The sequence below is a fragment of the Polaribacter pacificus genome, from assembly GCF_038024035.1.
In the GTDB taxonomy this organism is placed as follows: domain Bacteria; phylum Bacteroidota; class Bacteroidia; order Flavobacteriales; family Flavobacteriaceae; genus Polaribacter; species Polaribacter pacificus.
In genome coordinates, this window is sequence record NZ_CP150664.1 from 218,025 (window position 1) to 238,028 (window position 20,004).

Sequence of the window (20,004 nt, forward strand, 5' to 3'; positions counted from 1 at the left end):
TTGCTATGGCATCATTTAAAATTGAAGGTGGACACAAATTAAGTGGTAGTATTACCCCACAAGGAGCTAAGAATGAAGCTCTTCAGATTATTTGTGCAGTTTTACTTACCGATAAAAAGGTAACTGTCAATAACATTCCAAATATTATTGACGTTAATAAGTTAATTTTTATTCTAGGAGAACTGGGAGTAAAAATTGAAAAAATAAGTAAAAATTCATACACTTTTCAAGCAGATGATCTTAATTTAAATTATTTAGAATCTGAAGAATTTAAACGAGATGGAAGTTCATTGCGAGGTTCTATTATGATTGTAGGTCCTTTATTAGCCAGATTTGGTAAGGGATATATTCCAAGACCAGGTGGAGATAAAATAGGAAGACGACGTCTTGATACACATTTTGAAGGATTTATTAGACTCGGAGCAACTTTTCGATACAATAAAGAAGAGTCGTTTTATGGAGTAGAAGCCAAAGAACTCTTTGGAACAGATATGCTCTTGGATGAGGCTTCTGTTACCGGAACTGCAAATATTTTAATGGCCGCGGTTTTAGCAACAGGTACCACAACCATATACAATGCAGCCTGTGAGCCGTATATTCAGCAATTGTCAAAAATGCTGAATGCCATGGGAGCAAAAATTACGGGTGTTGGTTCTAACTTACTTCACATAGAAGGTGTAAAATCACTTCATGGTTGTGAGCATACTGTCTTGCCAGATATGATAGAAATCGGTAGTTGGATAGGAATGGCAGTGATGACAAGATCTGCTTTGACTATTAAAAATGTAAGCTGGAAAGATTTAGGACAAATTCCAAATGTGTTTAGAAAACTAGGAATCAAACTAGAAAAACGCAATGATGATATTTTTATCCCAGAACAAGAGAGTTATGAAATTCAAAATTATATAGATGGCTCAGTATTGACCATTTCTGATGCTCCTTGGCCAGGTTTTACACCTGATTTATTGAGTATTGTGCTAGTGATTGCTACCCAAGCTAAGGGGACGGTTTTGATACATCAAAAAATGTTTGAAAGTCGTTTGTTTTTTGTGGATAAACTTATCGATATGGGAGCAAAAGTTATTTTGTGTGATCCCCATAGAGCAACCGTGATTGGACATGATTTCCAATCGATGTTAAAAGCAACGAATATGACATCTCCAGACATACGTGCTGGTGTATCCTTATTGATTGCAGCCTTGTCTGCAAAAGGAACTAGTATCATTAATAATATTGAACAGATAGACCGAGGTTATGAAGATATAGATCAGCGATTGAGGGCTATTGGTGCAAAAATTGAACGTATTGAAAATTAATTCTTTTTAAAAAAAGTATACAAATAGTGTCAACTTGGCACTATTTTTTTATTGGCAACATTATTGCCAATAAAAAGCTTAGAATTTTAATGTTTACATCCAATGAGTAAAGAAGAAAAGTTACAAGAAGAAGAAATCAACAATGTTGAGAACGAAGTAAAAACAGAAGAAAGCCAAGAGAATCCTAAAACTGAGCCTACAGCCGAAGAGTTAATTCAATCTGAAAAAGATAAATATTTACGATTGTTTGCTGAGTTTGAAAATTATAAAAAGCGTACTACTAAAGAACGTATTGAATTGTTTAAAACTGCAGGTCAAGAATTAATGACAACTTTACTGCCAATTTTAGATGATTTTGACAGAGGTTTGTCAGAAATTAAGAAAGCGAAAGACAAGGAGTTGCTTAAAGGAATGAACTTGATCAATGATAAATTAAAAAAGACTCTTGAGCAAAAAGGATTGAATATCATGAAGGTTGAGGCAGGCGATCAATTTGATGCCGATCTACATGAAGCAATTACTCAAATTCCAGCACCTTCGGATAATTTGAAAGGTAAAATAATTGACGTAGTTGAGCAAGGATATCAATTGGGAGATAAAATAATCCGTTACCCAAAAGTGGTAATCGGACAATAAACAATTTATAATGATTGGAGATAGCGTTTTATAGCGTGATTGAGATTCATTAAAACTGTATAGTATATTAGTTATGGCAAAAAAAGATTATTACGAAATCTTAGAAATAAGCAAGTCTGCAAGTGTAGGGGATATAAAAAAGGCCTATCGAAAGATGGCAATAAAATATCATCCAGATAAAAACCCAGATGATGCAGGAGCAGAGGCTAAGTTTAAAGAGGCTGCAGAAGCTTATGAAATACTTAGTGACCCAGATAAAAAAGCACGTTATGATCAATACGGTCATGCTGCTTTTGAAAACGGTCATGGCGGCGGCGGCTTCGGTGGCGGTGGTATGAATATGGATGATATCTTTAGTCAATTTGGCGATATCTTTGGTGGAGGTTTTGGCGGATTTGGCGGAGGTCAACAACGTCAGACTAGAGTTAAAGGAGGCAATATGCGAATTCGTGTAAAGTTAACTTTAGAAGAAATTGCAAAAGGAGTTGAGAAAAAAGTAAAAGTCCGTAGAAAAGTTCAAGCAGACGGAGTTACCTATACAACCTGTTCTACCTGTAATGGATCTGGTCAAGTAACTAGAGTAACCAATACCATACTAGGAAGAATGCAAACAGCTACTAGCTGTCCTACTTGTCAAGGAGCTGGTCAAAGTATTGATAAAAGACCTAGCGGATCAGATTCTGAAGGTTTGATCGTAAAAGAAGAAACTGTTTCAATTCAGATTCCTGCAGGGGTTACAGAAGGAGTGCAGTTAAAGGTTGCTGGTAAAGGAAATGAAGCTCCTGGTAAAAATTCTATTCCTGGGGATTTGTTGGTTTTAATAGAAGAAATCCAACACGCTACCTTAAAAAGAGAAGGGACAAATATTCATTTTGATTTATATGTTAGCTTATCAGAAGCAGTTCTAGGGACTAGTAAAGAAATAGAAACTGTTAACGGGAAAGTAAAAATAAAGATAGAAGCAGGGACTCAATCTGGTAAGATTTTACGATTAAAAGGAAAAGGATTGCCAAGTATAGAAAGATACGGAAATGGAGATTTTTTAATCCACATCAACGTATGGACTCCTCAGCAATTATCTAAAGAACAAAAACAATTCTTTGATAAGATGAAAGATGATGACAATTTTGTTCCGAACCCTCAAACATCAGATAAATCCTTTTTTGAGAAGGTAAAAGATATGTTTATGTAATACTGTTTAAAATTACAAGCAGAAAGCAATAAGGCTATTAAATTTTTTTAAAGCTATTTACCCACTTAAGAAATTAAGTGGGTTTTTTATTCGTATTTTTGCAGGGTAAAAAGCAGGTCAATCTTATCGCTTTGTACTGAATCATGTTCAGAATAAAGAGGAAAGTCCGAACACCAAAGAGTAGCATAGCGGATAACATCCGTCCGGCGTAAGTCGAGGACAAGTGCAACAGAAAGCAAGTACAGTTCGGCTGTAGTGAAACCAGGTAAACTCTATGCGGTGCAATGCCACGTATATTGAAGATTGAGGGCTACTCGCTCGATTTCAAGGGGTGGGCAGATCGATTCTAAAAGTAATTTTAGAACTAGATAAATGATAAGACTCTAATTCATTAGAGACAGGATTCGGCTTATAGACCTGCTTCTTTACATTTTCTCATTTTATCAAGTTGATAATTTTGAGCTATTTTGAAAGCTACTATTTAGTGTTTATTCAATTTATGCGTCATTTTTTATCAATACTTCATTATTCATTTCAATACACTGTTTATTTTCTAATTTCAGCTAAAAATTGTATTTTTGTTCCACGAAAAAACTAAACAATTACGATATATGGCATTTGACATAGAAATGATTAAGGCGGTTTATGCGAATGTAGTTGAGAGAGTTGATGAAGCTCGAAAAATTACAGGAAAACCATTAACACTAGCAGAAAAGATTTTATACGCCCACCTTTGGGAAGGGAAACCAACTAAAGCTTTTGAAAGAGGTAAAGATTACGTAGATTTTGCTCCAGACAGAATTGCTTGTCAAGATGCAACTGCACAAATGGCATTATTGCAATTTATGCAAGCTGGTAAAAGCCAAGTTGCGGTACCTACTACGGTTCACTGTGATCACTTGATTCAAGCTAAAGTAGGTGCAACTCAAGATTTGCAATCTGCATTGAATACCAGTAATGAGGTTTTTAATTTTTTAGAGTCTGTATCTAATAAATACGGAATTGGTTTTTGGAAACCAGGTGCAGGAATTATTCATCAAGTTGTTTTAGAAAATTATGCATTCCCTGGAGGAATGATGATCGGGACTGATTCTCATACTGTAAACGCAGGAGGATTGGGAATGGTAGCAATTGGTGTTGGAGGAGCTGATGCAGTAGATGTGATGGCAGGAATGGCTTGGGAGTTAAAATTTCCAAAATTAATCGGTGTTAAGTTAACCGGAAAATTAAACGGTTGGACGGCTCCTAAAGATGTTATTTTAAAAGTAGCAGATATCTTAACTGTTAAAGGAGGTACAGGCGCAATTGTTGAGTATTTTGGAGAGGGTGCTGAATCTATGTCTTGTACAGGTAAAGGAACCATTTGTAATATGGGTGCTGAGATCGGAGCTACAACATCTACCTTTGGTTATGATGTTTCTATGGAACGTTATTTACGTGCAACAGATAGAAGTGATGTTGCAGATGCAGCAAATGGAGTAAAAGAATATTTAACTGGAGATGCAGAAGTATATGCAAATCCTGAGCAGTATTTTGATCAAGTAATTGAAATTAACTTATCAGAGTTGAGTCCTTTATTAAACGGACCTTTTACACCAGACTTATCTACTAAGGTTGGTACTGCAATGACAGAAAAAGCTACAAAAAATGATTGGCCATTAAAAGTAGAGTGGGGATTAATAGGATCTTGTACCAATTCTTCTTATGAGGATTTGTCAAGAGCGGCTTCTATTGCTCAACAAGCTATTGATAAAGGTTTAAAAACAAAAGCAGAGTTTGGAATCAATCCAGGATCTGAAAAAGTTCGTTATACTGCAGATAGAGATGGTATTTTAGGTGTTTTTGAACAACTAGATGCTAAAATATTTACCAATGCTTGTGGACCGTGTATTGGTCAATGGGCACGTTATAGTGATCCTTCTAATGCTCCAAAGAATTCTATTATACATTCATTTAATAGAAACTTTGCCAAAAGAGCAGATGGAAATCCAAATACGCATGCCTTTGTGGCTTCGCCAGAAATGGTTGCTGCAATTACCATTGCGGGTCGTTTAGACTTTAATCCAATGACTGATTATTTGATCAATGAAAATGGAGAAAAAGTGAAGTTAGATGAGCCTACAGGTTGGGAGTTGCCTCCAAAAGGATTTGAAGTTAAGGATGATGGTTATTTAGCACCAGAAAAAGACGGAAGTGGAGTAACTATTAAAGTTGCAACAGATTCAGAAAGATTACAATTGTTAGAGCCATTTACACCTTTAGGAACTGATATTACTGGAGCTAAGTTGTTAATCAAAGCTTTTGGGAAGTGTACCACTGATCATATTTCTATGGCAGGACCTTGGTTGCGTTATAGAGGACACTTAGACAATATTTCAAACAACTGTTTGATTGGCGCTGTAAACGCATATAATATGAAGACCAACTTTGTAAAAAGTCAACTAACAGGAGAGTATGATGCTGTGCCTAAAACACAAAGAGCATACAAAGCTGCTGGTATTAAGACCATCGTTGTTGGAGATCATAACTATGGAGAAGGATCTTCTAGAGAGCATGCTGCTATGGAGCCTCGTCATTTAGGTGTTGCTGCTGTATTGGTTAAATCTTTTGCAAGAATTCATGAAACCAACCTTAAAAAGCAAGGAATGTTAGGTTTAACTTTTGCCAATGAAGCAGATTATGATTTAATCCAAGAAGATGATACTTTTAACTTCTTAGATTTAAATCAATTTGCACCAGGAAAACCTTTAACTATAGAAGTTGTTCATGCAGATGGAACTAAAGATAGTATTATTGCTAACCATACCTATAATCAAGGACAAATTGAATGGTATAAAGAAGGTTCTGCATTAAACTTAATTAAAAAAGAAAACGCTGCATAATTATGCACTAGTTATTTATATAAAAAAGACCCTATTTTAGGGTCTTTTTTTTGTAATTTAATGGGAGTTTGTTCGACTATAGATGTATTATGGTAAAAAAAATTAAAAAACATTTTTGGAATATTGCTTTTGTTGTGTTGATTGGTTTGTTTATTTATCCACCAACAAAAGTGTACTTTTTACGCATATTTTCTTTTTCACCAACAGTGATTGCAGCAGAAGATCAACAGGTTTTAAAAGATACTGATTGGCAACTAAAAGGATTAAACACTAAAGATATTCAAGCAAATGAGCTAAATGGCAAAGTTGTTTTTGTAAGTTTTTGGGCTACTTGGTGTCCGCCGTGTATTGCAGAGATGCCTAGTATGAAAGAATTGTATGACAACTATAAAGACGAGGTTGAATTTATTTTTGTAAGTGATGAAAACTGGGGTACAATTTCTGCATTCTTTGATAAAAAAGAGTATGATTTTCCAGTATATAATTCATTGACTATACCACCTAAAGCATTACAATCCAATTCTATCCCGACAACTTTTATCATAGACAAAAACTCTAAGATCCACGTAAAAAAAGTAGGGGCAGCTGATTGGAATTCTACTTCAGTACAAGAGCTACTAAATAAACTCATAAAAAAGCCCTAGAGAGAATTCTAGGGCTTTTTTTAAACTGTAGCAATCAACTTTATTTAATTTTAACGGGAACCTTGTAGATCGTCCCAGGAGCAATCCCTTTGATCATCACTTTTTTATAATTTAATTTTCCGGTGACAAAATTATCTAATTGATCATTGTCTGATTCTACCGAGACAACCACTAGCTCATTTTTGTTGTTTAGCATTATGGCGACATCTGCTTTAAGCACATCACTTTTTAAATCATAAGGATGATTCCCTAAGAGTTTAACAATTTTAGCTCTTAAAGCTTTCTTTGCTAATTCACCACTTGTAGGCTCAGTTGTGTTTGCAGAAATTGACGCGATTGTTGAGAAGCTGATTGTAATAATTGCAAGTGTAGTTTTAAATTTTTTCATGATTTATAAATTTTAATGTTATACTTATAAGACGTCTAGAAAACAAAAGAGTTTCAGTCTAAATAGATGTTTAACGCTTGATTAACAGGTTTTAACAGATTTTGTGAGTTTCTTGTTAAATGAATCTAAAAATCCAGAATAAATAAGTTGAAGGTTCTGTTGTGGAGCACTTAACCATGGTTTTTTGTGTCAACACTTTTGGTGTATTTGGATACTAAAAAAGCCCTAGAGAAATTTCTAGGGCTTTTTTAAACTAATTGTATTGGTTTTATTAGGTTAATTTTAAAGGGATGGTAAAGATGCTTCCTTTTGCAATTCCTTTTCCATCAATTTTTTTGTAATTTAATTTCGTAGTTACAAAAGCGATCAATGCAGCATCACTTGAATTTACAGAAACAACAACCAATTCATTTTTATTGTTAACCAAGACAGAAACTTCTGCTTCTAAGGTTTTGTTTTCTAAATCATATTGGTGATGTCCCAATAATTTTACTACTTCTGTTCTTAAGTCATCGCCAATTGGGCTTTCAGTTTTTACTGCTGCAGAAACAATTGTTGAAACACTAAATAAGATGATTGCTAAAGTTACTTTTAAATTTTTCATGGTATACTTGTTTTTTAAAGTTATACTTCTAAGACTATGAAAAAGAACAATAGTTTTTTTGAAAAATCGAATTTAACGCTTGATTAACAGCTCTTAACACAATTTAAGAGTTTTGTGTTAAGGAAAGTAAAAAATTAGGAGTTAAAAGTTTATAAACGTCATGATATTTAATTGATCTCTTCCTGAGTTTTCAAAAATTTGATTCATATACCCGGCCTCGAGTCTAACTTTTTTTGAGAGATGAACACCAATACCTGCATAAACTCTATTTCTATCAAATACAGAAGACTGGGTGTTTAGAAAAATTTCATTGTAGGCAGAAACATAGTATTTATTGCTTTCTTTTGGGCTAAAAGGAATTTGGACCCCTAAAAAATAACGAAACCGCATTTTAAAATCACTTTCTATAAATCGCTGCTCAAATCGATACCTATGATTTAATGCTACAGAGCCTATGCTTTGTTTTGAAGTAAATTGCTGAAAGATGCGATGCTCATTAACTGTGTTTTTATCTTTGGTTGCCTGTAAATAGTTTTCAGATAGAATATACCCATAACCCAAAAGTATATTGCTTTTCTGATCATTAAAGGTATAACCTAAACCAGTTCGGAGCAGTAATTGTTCTAAATCTCCTATAAAATTGTAGTTTCTATATTGTACTTCAGTGTGTAGGTTCCAGTTATTGTTTAGTTTTTTATTGCCGATGTAAACAAACCAATTTCCTAAATCATTTTGTTGACCACTTAAAGTAAAAGGTAGCAAAAACAAAACTGCTAATGCTACCATTCTTTTTAAATCCTTTTTCAGATTCATTTATTTTTTTTTAAGATTCGTAAAAAACAACTTCTCCAGTGTGGATATTGTACATTGCTCCAACGATTTTAATTTCACCTTTCTTCTGCATCTCTGCTAAGACATCACTTTCTTTTACGATTCTATCCATAGTCAAATGAACATTTTTTGTAGCTACATCATTTACAAAATCTAAATTAGATGAGTTTCTTAAGTTTTCATCTTTAGGTGTTTCAACTGCGTTTACTGCAGGTTTAATTTTACCTAACATTTTGGTTAGGTTTCCTAGTTCTGCATTATCACAAGCACCTTTGATTGCTCCACAGCTGGTATGCCCTAAAACAACAATTATTTTAGTTCCAGCAAGCTTACAGGCAAACTCCATACTACCAAGTATGTCTTCATTGACAAAATTACCAGCGATTCGTACACTAAAAATATCTCCCAAGCCCTGATCAAAAACCAACTCAGCAGAAACTCTAGAATCAATACAGCTCAATATGGTTGCAAAAGGAAACTGTCCTTCGGCTGTATCATTGACTTGTTCTAATAGATTTCTATTGGCTTTTAAATTGTTTTGGAAACGTTGATTTCCTTCCTTAAGATACTGCAATGATTTCTCTGGAGTCATTGTCGCTTGAGTTTCTCTTGTGTGTGCTTTCATTTATTGTTTGTTTTTTGTTTTATTTTTTTACAAATATAGCAATACTTTTTAAATGATAGTATTACTATCATAAAAAGTTGTTAAACTTTCATATATTTGTTTTTTTAATTTTTTAAAAGAGAAATACAGATGAGTATAGAAATTAAAATATCGCTAAATGATGGCTTATACCTAAAAGAACCACAAGAGTTTGTTTTGGGGAGAAAAATTATTAAGCACAGTATTATTTTAATTGACCAAGTTGGTTTTGAGTTTTTTACTTTTAAAAAGTTAGCTGTAGAGATAAACTCTACAGAAACTTCGATTTACCGTTATTTTGAAAACAAGCATATGTTATTGCTTTTTTTAGTCAACTGGTATTGGCAATGGACAAGTTATTTGATTAGCATTAATACAAAAAACATTAAAGACCCTAAAGAAAAGCTTCAAATTATAATTCATTCTATTGTGTATGCAGCTCAAGAGAATCCCAATGTAGCTTATGTTAATGAAAGTAAACTCCATAATATTGTTATCTCAGAAGGAGTAAAGGCTTATCATACCAAGGAAGTAGATACTGAAAATTCTAAAGGCTTTTTTATGAGTTATAAAAACCTGGTAACCCTGGTGTCTAGTGTTATCTCAGAAGTGAACCCAACCTATAAGTATCCATATGCTTTGGCGACAAATCTATTTGAAATGTCTAACAACCATTTGTTTTATGCAAAACACTTGCCTAGGTTAACAGATGTTTCTCTTCAAAAAGATACTGTAAATGAGGTAGAAAAAATGCTTAATTATTTTGTGGACAAATTACTAGCTAGCTAGTTCGTCAAGGGTTTCAATGAGTAGTTGACAACCGTCTTTGATTTCTTGATCAGAAATGGTTAGCGGTGGTGTAATTCTTAAGGCACGACCTTCAAACAACAACCAAAATAAGAGCAGTCCCTTTTCAAAACAACGCAGAATAATTTGAGTGGCCAATTCTGGAGTTTCTACCAAAACAGCTAACATCAACCCTTTTCCTCTAATTTCTTTGATAGCAGGGTGTTTTAAGTAGCTTCTATACAACGCTTCTTTTTCTAGAGCAGTTTGCATTAAAGTACTGCCGATAATTTCTTGTACGGTAGCCAAACCTGCTGCGGCAATTACAGGATGTCCTCCAAAGGTAGTAATATGTCCAAGTTTAGGCTGCTTACTCAATAGATTCATTAAATGAGTAGGAGCAATAAAAGCACCAATGGGCATTCCACCGCCTAATCCTTTTCCGGTAATGATGATATCAGGTACTACCTTATAATTATCAAAACCCCAAAAAGTTCCGGTACGTCCAACACCTGACTGAATTTCATCTAAAATTAGAAGCGCTCCAACCTCAGTACATTTTGCTTTTACTTTTTGCAAATAATCATTGGTAGGCGCTATAAAACCAGCCCCCCCTTGGATGGTTTCTAAAATGACTGCAGCTGTGTTTTTAGTGATTTTTTCTAAATCTTTTAACTCGTTAAACTCAATAAACCTTGCCCCGGGAACAAGTGGTCTAAAAGCTTGATTTTTTTCTTCATGTCCACATACACTCATAGCGCCTTGCGTGTTTCCATGATAGCCATTCTTAGCAGCTATAATTTCAAAACGCCCTGTACTTCTCTTGGCTAATTTTATAGCTCCTTCTGTAGCCTCTGTTCCAGAGTTGGTCAAATAGACGGCTCCATTATCAAAAGGCAAGGTACTTGTTAGAAGTTTACAAAGAGCTACTGGCGCTGCTTGAGCAAACTCTCCATAGACCATCACGTGGGTATATTGGTCAACTTGATCCTTGATGGCTTGTGAAACTTTAGGGTGATTATGCCCTAAACTATTGGCAGACACACCCGCTACAAAATCCAAATATTGTTTTCCTTCAACATCAAAGACATAGGAGCCTTTTGCGTGAGACACCTCTAAATACAAGGGGTGAGGAGAAGTTTGAGCTTGGTATTTTATAAAATCTGAATGCATGTTTACTTAGATGATGTTTGAACTTTGATACTTTTTAAAGTATCTGCAGTTTTAAAGAGATCCTCAACGCTTAATGGGCGTTCCGTTTCTCTCCATATAAAGCCTTTTAACAGCCTTCCTTGAGTAGGTAGTTTATCAGGAGGATATGATTTACCTTCTGGTTTTTTAATGTATTTTATTCTGTCAATACTATTGTCTTCACCAAGTTCAAACTCTATAGAACTGGTAATTTGTTTGGTAATTGTTTCTATATAGCCCTTATCATTTCTGTTGTAATAAATTACTTCTGCGTTGCCATCTACAAAAAAGTATTTTAGGTTCCCTTCTTCAAAAGTACCATACATGTTTCTACCTTTTATTTGATTATAGGTAGCTGTTTTATCTACAATACTATCTAAGGAAACAATAAATGCGTTTTTTAAGACTTTGATAGAATCTAGTTTGTTGGTTTCAGGATTGCTAATCAAGTGGATGTCATCTCCTGTAATTTGATTCTTTTTAGACCACAATACCGGGTTTTTAAACAGACGTGTTAAGCCTGTTTGTTGATTGCTGTGGATAGAATCACAAACGCCTTGCATATCAGATTTAAAAATTTTAACGTTGTGGTAAACCCTAAGAATTCTATTTTCTGGTTTTCCGGTAACTAACAATGTGTCACCTCGGATATACATAGAATCCTTTTCGATGGCAGTAATGGCAACTGCTTTGTCTACAATAAAGGCAGAGTCTTTAAATTGATAAAACTCAGCGTAGTTTCCTTTTGCTACAAAATTCTGAATGGTATCTACCAGTTTTATGTTGTTGGTTGCTGATGCAAAACCTTTGAATTTATCATAATACAAGCTATCACCTTCGATAGTTCTATCTTTAAAAAATATTTTTGAGTTTTTAACAAAGCGAGAGATTTCTAATTTGGTATCGTAAAAACCTTTCTCTGTATAGATGGTATTGTCTTTCCCTTTAATGGTAGAGGCTCCATGCAAATAAGCATAGCCTGTATTTGTATAATAATCAAGGTGTTCAGACTCTAATTCATGCTCTGGGTTTGTAATCTTAACTCTTGTTGTTGCTGTAAATTTATTAGTTTCTAAAGAATAGGTACCAATTTTACTAGCAAGGGTATTGGTTTGGTCTTTAATGATTGCGTGATGCTTGTAAAATAATTTTTGTTGAGCTCGATCAAAGTTTAAGGTATCTGTTTTTAAGGTCATTTTTGGATCTCTTAAAACCACATTACCATAAGAGACAGTTAGCTTTGTGTTTCCATTATAATCTACATAATCACTGGTTTGTTTGATGGTGTCGCCTTGGTTGATCAACACGTTTCCATATGCCTTAAAAAAATTCAATTTTTCATAGTAGATTGCTCTCTTACAAGTTAGGATAGCTCCATCGAGTTCAAAAGTCACCAAGCCTTCACTGTCTTTTGTAAAAATAGTAGCTCCAGGATACTTGGCCTCATCTTTACTTAGATAGCGACCTTGTAGGATGTTTATTTTTTTTCCTTGAGCAACAGTGCTGCTTAAGGTTGCTAAAAAAAGAATGAGGAGAATTTTTTTCAAAGTTCTTTTTGTTTTTTACAAAAATACTAAAATATAGATGCAATGTTGTCAAAGAAAAGTGAAAGTTTTTTAAGTAAAATTAGTCGCTTTTGTTGTTTTTAAACAAGATTGAATCCGTAATTTTGCAAAAGAATTTAATCACTACTTATGAAGACTACCTTTGATTTATCGAAAGAAGAAATGAAAGCCTATGGCTATAAAATTATTGACATTTTAGCTGAGCATTTTGATACGATAGAATCAAAAAAACCGGTTTCTTCGGCAACAAGAAAAGAAATGGATGCTGTTTTTTTACAAGAGGCTCCAGACACGCCAATGCCTGCAGACAAAGTACTTGATTTTGTGATGGAAAATGTCATTCCTTTTAGCAACCTAACGTCGCATCCTAAAATGTTTTCTTTTGTGCCAGGGCCAAGCAATTATATCAGTGCTTTAGCAGATACTTTGGCAACAGGTTTTAATATTTTTTCTGGGGGATGGATCGTTTCACCTGCAGCAGCAGAACTAGAAATTGTGACGATGAACTGGCTTTTAAAGATGTTTCATTTTCCAGTAGCCAAAGGAGGAGGAATATTTACCAGTGGTGGCTCAATGGCAAACCTAACTGCCTTGGTAACGGCACGAAGAATAAAATGTGGTGATGATTTTTCTAAAGCAGTTATTTATTTGTCAGATCAAGCGCATTCTTCCAATATCAAAGCCATCAGGGTTTTGGGCTTTAAAAAAGAGCAAATTAGAATTATTCCAACCGATTTAGAATTTAGAATCAGTTTTAATAAATTAAAGAATGCCATAGCAAAAGATCGTTTAGAAGGTAATCAACCCTTTTGTATTATTGCATCGGCAGGAACTACCAATACAGGAACCGTAGATCCTTTAGATACCATTGCAGATATCTGTGAAAAAGAAGATTTATGGATGCATGTTGATGGCGCTTATGGTGGTGCAGCCATACTATCAGAAAAGGGGAGTAGAGTGTTAAGAGGTATTGAGAGAGCTGATTCATTAACAGTAGATCCTCACAAATGGTTTTTTCAGCCCTATGAGATTGGTTGCTTGTTGGTAAAAGATGCCTCGTGGTTAAGCAATACGTTTAGTGAAAAACCAGAGTATCTTAGAGATATAGAAGGCAATGAGTCAGAAATTAATTTTTATGATTATGGAATCCAATTAACAAGACGTTTTAGAGCTCTAAAGTTTTATATGTCGATTAAAACTTTTGGATTAAATGCTTTTAAAGAAGCCATCACCTATAATATTGATTTAGCAGAAGAGACCGAAGACATGCTTCGCAAAAGTAAAAACTGGGAAATTGTATCGCCAGCGACTTTGGCCGTGATTAATTTTAGGTACAATCCAATAGGCATGGATTTAACTGAAAAGCAATTGGATTCCCTAAATCAACAAATATCTGCCAAAGTGATGGACTCAAAAGAAGCCTTATTGGTAACGACAGTTTTACAAAACCAGGTTGTTTTGCGCATGTGTTTGATCAACCCTAAAACTACCTTTAATGACATTACTGAAACATTACAACAATGTCATGAGTATGCTACTGAAATATTAAAATCAGGTATTTAGGTTTTCTAGATCTTTTCTTATTTTTTTCGTTTAATTATCTGACTAGATGACAAATGTCATGTTTTTCATTGCTTAGGGTTCGTAAATTTGCTATATATAAAGGACAAATATATCCTTTATTATTAAAAGAAGACAAATTAAATGATTTTGGCAAAGAAAAGCCTCAATGTATTTTAAGATGTTAGTGCAAACTTAAAAACGAACCAAAATGAAAATTCACAAAACACAAGCTTTCACATTATTGCTAGGGATTTTACTAATCTTTGGCTGCTCTGATGATGATAAGAAAGTCCTAGCTGCTAAAGATTCTGCAGCAATAGTTATTCAAGGTACTGTAAAAGCAGAGCTAACAGCTCCACCTTTTGTTCCACAACCTGTAGGAAACAGACCTGCTAAAAAACTGTTGGTCGATATGGAAATTATCGAGAAAGAAGGAGAAATGGCTGATGGAGTAAAGTATGTTTATTGGACTTTTGGAGGTTCTGTTCCTGGAAGCTTTATTAGAACCAGAGTGGGTGATGAGGTAGAGTTTACCTTGTCTAACCACCCAGATAATAAACTGCCACACAATATAGATTTACATGCAGTGACTGGTCCAGGAGGAGGAGCAGAATCATCATTTGTTGCTCCAGGTCATAAAAAAACCTTTTCTTTTAAAACCTTAAATCCAGGTCTATATGTATATCACTGTGCTACCGCACCAGTAGGAATGCATATTGCAAACGGCATGTACGGTTTGATTTTAGTTGAGCCAGAGGGTGGTTTGCCACCTGTAGATAAAGAGTACTACATCATGCAGGGTGATTTCTATACAAGTGGTGATAATGGAGAACGTGGTTTGCAGTCTTTTGATATGAAAAAAGCGGTTGAAGAAGATGCTGATTATGTAGTGTTTAATGGAAAAGTTGGTGCTCTTACCGGAGACAATGCAATTACGGCAAATGTTGGAGAAACAGTTCGACTTTTTGTTGGTAACGGAGGCCCAAATTTAACTTCTTCATTCCATGTTATTGGTGAGATATTTGACAACGTCCATGTAGAAGGTGGTTCTGTTATGAATAAAAATGTACAGACCACTTCAATCCCAGCAGGTGGAGCCACCATCGTTGATTTTAAAGTAGAAGTTCCAGGAACATTTATCCTAGTAGACCACGCTATTTTTAGAGCCTTTAATAAAGGAGCTTTGGGAATGTTAAAAGTAAAAGGAGAAGAAAACAAAAAAGTATATTCTGGAATTAAACAAGAAGGAATTTATTTACCAGAAGGAGGGTCTATACAATCAATGCCTAAAGAAGCTAAGACTAAGACAGTAGCTGTAGTGCAAGAAAAGTCATTAGCACAAAAAATAGCTGATGGAAAGCAAGTCTATATGAAAACTTGTTTTGCCTGTCACCAAGCAACTGGACAAGGGATTCCTAATGCATTTCCTCCTTTGGCAAAATCAGATTACTTAAATGCTAACGTCGATAGAGCTATCGGTATCGTTAAGCACGGTAAAACTGGAGAGATTACCGTAAATGGTAAAAAATACAACAGTGTCATGACAGCTCAAAACATTTCTGATATAGAAATTGCTGATGTAATGACTTATATCTACAATTCTTGGGGTAATAACAAAACCAACGTAACTGTTGATCGCGTTAAGAAAGTTAAATAAAGAACAGATGAAAACTATTTTAAGATTGACAATTTGCTTGTTTGTACTACTCAACTCATCTTTGGTGAATTGTCAATCTAAAATGGTACCTATCAAAGGTGGTGAGTATACCCCTTTGTACGGTAGAGAAGGAGTAAAGGTTCAGGTTGCTGATTTTTTAATGGATGTATATCCAGTAACCAATGACGATTTTTTAAAATTTGTCAAAGAGAATCCAACTTGGAGAAAATCAAAAGTTATTCGTCTTTTTGCAGATGAACGCTATTTAATTGATTGGATAAATGATACGCAATTAGGCCCAGAACAACAATTAAATTCACCTATTACCAATGTGTCTTGGTTTGCCGCAAAAAACTATTGTGAGATTCAAGGAAAACGATTGCCAACTGTTGATGAATGGGAATACGTAGCCATGTCTAATGAAACCGTAGCAGATGCAAGAAGTCTAGAAAACTACAACAAATACATCTTAAGCTGGTATGAGAAGCCAAAAACCTTTGATAATGTGGTTGGGTCTACCTTTAAAAATTATTGGAAGGTCTATGATATGCACGGATTGGTTTGGGAGTGGACTTCTGATTTTAACTCGGTACTTATTACTGGGGAATCTAGAAATGATGTAGATAAGAACAGTGAGCTGTTTTGCGGAAGTGCAGCAATTAACGCCACAGATTTAATGAACTATGCCGCTTTTATGCGTTATGCCATTAGAGGTAGCTTAAAAGCCAAATACACTATGAAAAACCTTGGGTTTAGATGTGTAAAAGATATTAAATAACAACACCATGAACTATACAAAATACTTTTTAATACTCGTCATAGCTTTGGTTTCATTTGGGGCCTGTAAAGAACCCAAATCAAAAGAAATAGCAACCATTACTTATCAATGTCCAATGAAATGCGAAGGCGAGAAGATCTACCATAAAGAAGGTCAATGTCCGGTGTGTAACATGGATTTAAAACCAGTAGTAACATCAGAAAAAATACCCGAATTGTCAGATGAAATTTCTGAAAATTCTATTTTTAATCTAACATCAAAATGGAATACGCAAAACAATAAAAGCATTCGCTTAAAAGAATTGCAAGGAAAAACCTTGGTAATGGTCATGATCTATACCACTTGCAAGGCAGCTTGTCCAAGATTGGTTGCAGATATGAGAAATATCGCCAAAGAAATTCCAGAAAAGCTCACAAGTAAAGTACAGTATGTTTTTGTGAGTATTGACCCTAAAAACGATACTCCTCAACGACTAAAAGAATTTGCAAAAGAGAACTATATGGATGAGGAGAACTACACTTTTTTACAAGGAACTGTAGATGGCGTTAGAGAATTTGCCAATGTTTTATCTGTAAAATACAAAGAGATATCTCCTTTAGATTTTTCTCATTCAAATATCATCACAGTGTTTAATCCTCAAGGTGAGCTTGTGCATCAGCAAGAAGGCTTGGGAGTTGATAATAAAGAAACAGTTGCTCAAATTCTAGCAAGTGCAACTGCCAATTAAATTTAAATAAAAACTAAGATGAGAAACAAACTTTTATTGGTAATCTTGCTATGTGCACAGGCAACACTTGTGGCGCAACAATTTAACCTTACAGCAGAACTCAGACCTCGTTTTGAAAACAAACACGGGTTTCAGACCCTTTTAAATACGGGAGCAAAAGGCACAAATTTTATATCACAAAGAACACGGCTAAACTTCTTTTTTACACAAGACCAGTTAGCGTTTAAAATTGCCTTACAAAATGTGCGTGTATGGGGTGATGTGAGTACACTTTCTGCTTCGGATAACTTAAATTCCTTGCATGAGGCTTGGGCTGCTATTGTCTTTTCTGATCAATTAAAACTACAATTAGGAAGACAGGAAATCGTGTATGATGACAGTCGAATATTTGGAAATGTAGGTTGGGCTCAACAAGCGCGTAGTCATGATGCAGCCATCGCTAAAAAAAGATTTAATAATGGAGATCAATTGGATGTTGGTTTTGCTTTAAATGCCGATTCACAATCAGGGGTTTCTACTAATTACAGCAATATTGCAGGATATAAAACATTTCAGTATGCTTGGTATCATTTTAAAAGAAATCGTATTCATATGAGTCTTTTAGCTTTAAATACAGGAGTTGAGCTTTTATTTGATCCAAACAAAACAATCCAGTATTCGCAAACTTTTGGAGGAAGAATTCAATATCAGAAAGGTAAATTATCTCTGGATGGTGCTAGTTATTTTCAGACCGGAACCCTTCAAAACAATACAGTTTCTGCACAGTATTTTACAGGAAACATTTATTATCAATTGTCAGACGTGTATTCAATAGCCTTGGGTGTAGAATCCTTGTCTGGTAAAGACAGTAATGACACTAGTACCGATATGAAATCGTTTAATCCAATCTTTGGAACCAATCATAAGTTTAATGGATGGATGGATTATTTTTATGTGGGCAACCATAGCAATTCTGTTGGATTGCTTGATCTATATGCATCTATAAGCTATCAAAAAAATAAGTTTTCAGCTAAGATTGTTCCACACTTTTTTTCTGCTGCTGAAGACATGTATAATGGGAATTTTATATTATCGAGAAACTTAGGTACAGAAATCGACACAAGTGTTGGCTATAAATTTAGTAATGATATCGCTTTTAGTGGCGGGTACTCTAAGATGTTTGGTTCTAAATCTTTGGAGTTTTTAAAAGGAGGTGATCACAAAGAAAATAATTCTTGGCTCTGGTTTATGGTGGTGTTTAAGCCCACACTTTTTTAAAGTAAATAAAAAAAACCTCTTTGAATTTCAAAGAGGTTTTTTTTGTTATAAATATTACTTTCTAGTAATGGTTTGTTTTCTATCAGGTCCTACAGAAACGATGGTTACTGGAACTCCGGTTTCTTGTTCAATAAAGGCAATATAATCCAATAAATTTTTTGGCAATTGCTCTTGGTTAGTCATCCCAGTTAAATCTGCTTTCCAACCTTTAAACTCTGTGTATTTTACAGAAATGTTTTCTGGCTCAATATTGTAAGGGAAGTGAGTGATTTCTTTTCCTTGATATACATAAGAAGTACAAATTTTTAAGCTTTCAAAACCAGAAAGCACATCGCCTTTCATCATCATTAACTGTGTAACTCCATTTACATCTACTGCATATTTTAATGCCACTAGGTCTAACCAACCGCAGCGTCTAGGTCTCCCTGTTGTTGCGCCAAATTCATGACCTACAGAAGCCATTGTCTCTCCGTCCTTATCAAATAATTCAGTAGGAAATGGACCAGAACCAACACGTGTAGTATAGGCCTTAAAAATACCGTATACTTCTCCAATTTTATTTGGAGCAACTCCTAAACCAGTACAGGCTCCTGCAGCTGTTGTATTAGATGAAGTTACAAAAGGATAGGTACCAAAATCAATGTCTAATAAAGAACCTTGAGCTCCTTCTGCAAGGATGGTCTTTTTTGCTTTGATTGCTTGGTTTAAGTATTCTTCACTATCAATAAATTGTAAGTTTCTCAACTTATCAATACCTCTAATGAATTCAGCCTCTAATTCATCCAAATTAAACTCAACTTGAACATCAAAGAATTGTAACATTTTAAGATGCTTCTCTGTAAGTGCATCGTATTTTTCTTTCCAGTTTTCTAGTTCTAAATCACCAACACGCATCCCGTTTCTACCGGTTTTATCCATGTAGGTTGGGCCAATTCCTTTTAAAGTAGAGCCAATCTTTGCTTTTCCTTTAGAGGTTTCAGAAGCAGCATCTAACAAACGATGTGTCGGTAAGATTAAATGAGCTTTTCTAGAGATTAATAATTTACTAGTGTAGTCAATTTTGTGTTTGTCAAGGTTTTCCAGTTCTTTTTTAAAGATCACTGGGTCTATCACCACACCGTTTCCAACAACATTCATCGCTGTCTTGTGGAAAATTCCAGAAGGAATTGTGTGTAATACGTGTTTTGTACCATCAAAAATTAAAGTGTGACCAGCATTGGGTCCTCCTTGAAATCGAGCAATGATGTCGTAATCTTTTGTAAGTACATCTACAATTTTTCCTTTTCCTTCATCGCCCCATTGCAATCCTAGTAATAAATCTACAGCCATTAGTTCTGTGTTGTA

18 protein-coding genes and 1 other RNA gene are annotated in these 20,004 nt (G+C 34.7%); 12 read left to right on the forward strand and 7 right to left on the reverse strand.

Annotation, left to right across the window (positions count from 1 at the left end; genetic code table 11):
• Nucleotides 1-5 precede the first annotated feature (5 nt).
• From murA to WHC90_RS00960, 6 genes are all read left to right on the forward strand, one after another.
• Entirely contained in the window at nt 6-1,316 is a 1,311-nt protein-coding gene (gene murA / locus WHC90_RS00935; RefSeq protein WP_188598876.1) for a UDP-N-acetylglucosamine 1-carboxyvinyltransferase, read from the forward strand.
• A gap of 102 nt (nt 1,317-1,418) precedes the next feature.
• Nucleotides 1,419-1,952: a nucleotide exchange factor GrpE gene (locus tag WHC90_RS00940; protein WP_188598875.1), complete on the forward strand. Its 534-nt coding sequence runs from the start codon at nt 1,419-1,421 to the stop codon at nt 1,950-1,952.
• A gap of 73 nt (nt 1,953-2,025) precedes the next feature.
• Nucleotides 2,026-3,144, forward strand: coding sequence for a molecular chaperone DnaJ (gene dnaJ, locus WHC90_RS00945; RefSeq protein WP_188598874.1), 1,119 nt, complete (start codon nt 2,026-2,028; stop codon nt 3,142-3,144).
• A gap of 109 nt (nt 3,145-3,253) precedes the next feature.
• An RNA gene (gene rnpB, locus WHC90_RS00950) (RNase P RNA component class A) lies at nt 3,254-3,572 on the forward strand.
• A 183-nt stretch (nt 3,573-3,755) separates the two neighbouring features.
• Nucleotides 3,756-6,026: an aconitate hydratase gene (locus WHC90_RS00955; protein ID WP_188598873.1), complete on the forward strand. Its 2,271-nt coding sequence runs from the start codon at nt 3,756-3,758 to the stop codon at nt 6,024-6,026.
• An 89-nt stretch (nt 6,027-6,115) separates the two neighbouring features.
• Nucleotides 6,116-6,670 (forward strand): TlpA family protein disulfide reductase, encoded by a 555-nt coding sequence (locus WHC90_RS00960; protein ID WP_188598872.1) that lies wholly within the window; start codon nt 6,116-6,118, stop codon nt 6,668-6,670.
• Nucleotides 6,671-6,710: 40 nt separating this feature from the next.
• Here the strand turns inward: WHC90_RS00960 and WHC90_RS00965 are convergent, their stop codons facing one another.
• The 4 genes from WHC90_RS00965 to WHC90_RS00980 form a co-directional block, all read right to left on the reverse strand.
• Entirely contained in the window at nt 6,711-7,058 is a 348-nt protein-coding gene (locus WHC90_RS00965) for a hypothetical protein (RefSeq protein ID WP_188598871.1), read from the reverse strand.
• Between the two features lie 271 nt (nt 7,059-7,329).
• The gene (locus WHC90_RS00970; RefSeq protein WP_188598870.1) at nt 7,330-7,662 is read right to left on the reverse strand and encodes a hypothetical protein; all 333 of its coding nucleotides are present in this window, start codon (nt 7,660-7,662) and stop codon (nt 7,330-7,332) included.
• Nucleotides 7,663-7,803: 141 nt separating this feature from the next.
• Complete coding sequence (locus WHC90_RS00975; protein ID WP_229664929.1) at nt 7,804-8,475, reverse strand: DUF2490 domain-containing protein; 672 nt, start codon at nt 8,473-8,475, stop codon at nt 7,804-7,806.
• Nucleotides 8,476-8,485: 10 nt separating this feature from the next.
• On the reverse strand, nt 8,486-9,118 hold the full coding sequence (locus WHC90_RS00980; protein ID WP_188598869.1) for a carbonic anhydrase family protein: 633 nt from the start codon (nt 9,116-9,118) through the stop codon (nt 8,486-8,488).
• 129 nt (nt 9,119-9,247) lie between these two features.
• On the opposite strand from WHC90_RS00980, the gene WHC90_RS00985 reads away from it, so the two are divergent.
• Entirely contained in the window at nt 9,248-9,925 is a 678-nt protein-coding gene (locus WHC90_RS00985; RefSeq protein ID WP_188598868.1) for a TetR/AcrR family transcriptional regulator, read from the forward strand.
• Here WHC90_RS00985 and WHC90_RS00990 read toward each other — a convergent pair.
• A complete protein-coding gene (locus WHC90_RS00990) occupies nt 9,914-11,095 on the reverse strand; it encodes an aspartate aminotransferase family protein (protein WP_188598867.1) in 1,182 nt (393 codons plus the stop codon). The genes WHC90_RS00985 and WHC90_RS00990 overlap by 12 nt on opposite strands.
• Nucleotides 11,096-11,097: 2 nt before the next feature.
• Entirely contained in the window at nt 11,098-12,660 is a 1,563-nt protein-coding gene (locus tag WHC90_RS00995; protein ID WP_188598866.1) for an OstA-like protein, read from the reverse strand.
• Nucleotides 12,661-12,807: 147 nt separating this feature from the next.
• Here WHC90_RS00995 and WHC90_RS01000 point away from each other — a divergent pair, with 147 nt between their 5' ends.
• The 5 genes from WHC90_RS01000 (at nt 12,808) to WHC90_RS01020 (ending at nt 18,660) form a co-directional block, all read left to right on the forward strand.
• Nucleotides 12,808-14,241 carry a pyridoxal phosphate-dependent decarboxylase family protein gene (locus WHC90_RS01000; RefSeq protein WP_188598865.1) on the forward strand — a complete coding sequence of 478 codons (1,434 nt, stop codon included), beginning with the start codon at nt 12,808-12,810 and terminating at the stop codon, nt 14,239-14,241.
• A 208-nt stretch (nt 14,242-14,449) separates the two neighbouring features.
• A complete protein-coding gene (gene nirK / locus WHC90_RS01005) occupies nt 14,450-15,898 on the forward strand; it encodes a copper-containing nitrite reductase (protein ID WP_188598864.1) in 1,449 nt (482 codons plus the stop codon).
• 7 nt (nt 15,899-15,905) lie between these two features.
• Complete coding sequence (locus tag WHC90_RS01010; protein WP_188598863.1) at nt 15,906-16,676, forward strand: formylglycine-generating enzyme family protein; 771 nt, start codon at nt 15,906-15,908, stop codon at nt 16,674-16,676.
• Nucleotides 16,677-16,683: 7 nt separating this feature from the next.
• Nucleotides 16,684-17,403 (forward strand): SCO family protein, encoded by a 720-nt coding sequence (locus WHC90_RS01015; RefSeq protein ID WP_188598862.1) that lies wholly within the window; start codon nt 16,684-16,686, stop codon nt 17,401-17,403.
• Between the two features lie 18 nt (nt 17,404-17,421).
• Nucleotides 17,422-18,660, forward strand: coding sequence for an alginate export family protein (locus WHC90_RS01020; protein WP_188598861.1), 1,239 nt, complete (start codon nt 17,422-17,424; stop codon nt 18,658-18,660).
• 54 nt (nt 18,661-18,714) lie between these two features.
• Here WHC90_RS01020 and WHC90_RS01025 read toward each other — a convergent pair whose 3' ends face one another.
• Nucleotides 18,715-19,989, reverse strand: coding sequence for an adenylosuccinate synthase (locus tag WHC90_RS01025; RefSeq protein WP_188598860.1), 1,275 nt, complete (start codon nt 19,987-19,989; stop codon nt 18,715-18,717).
• Between the last annotated feature and the right edge of the window lie 15 nt (nt 19,990-20,004).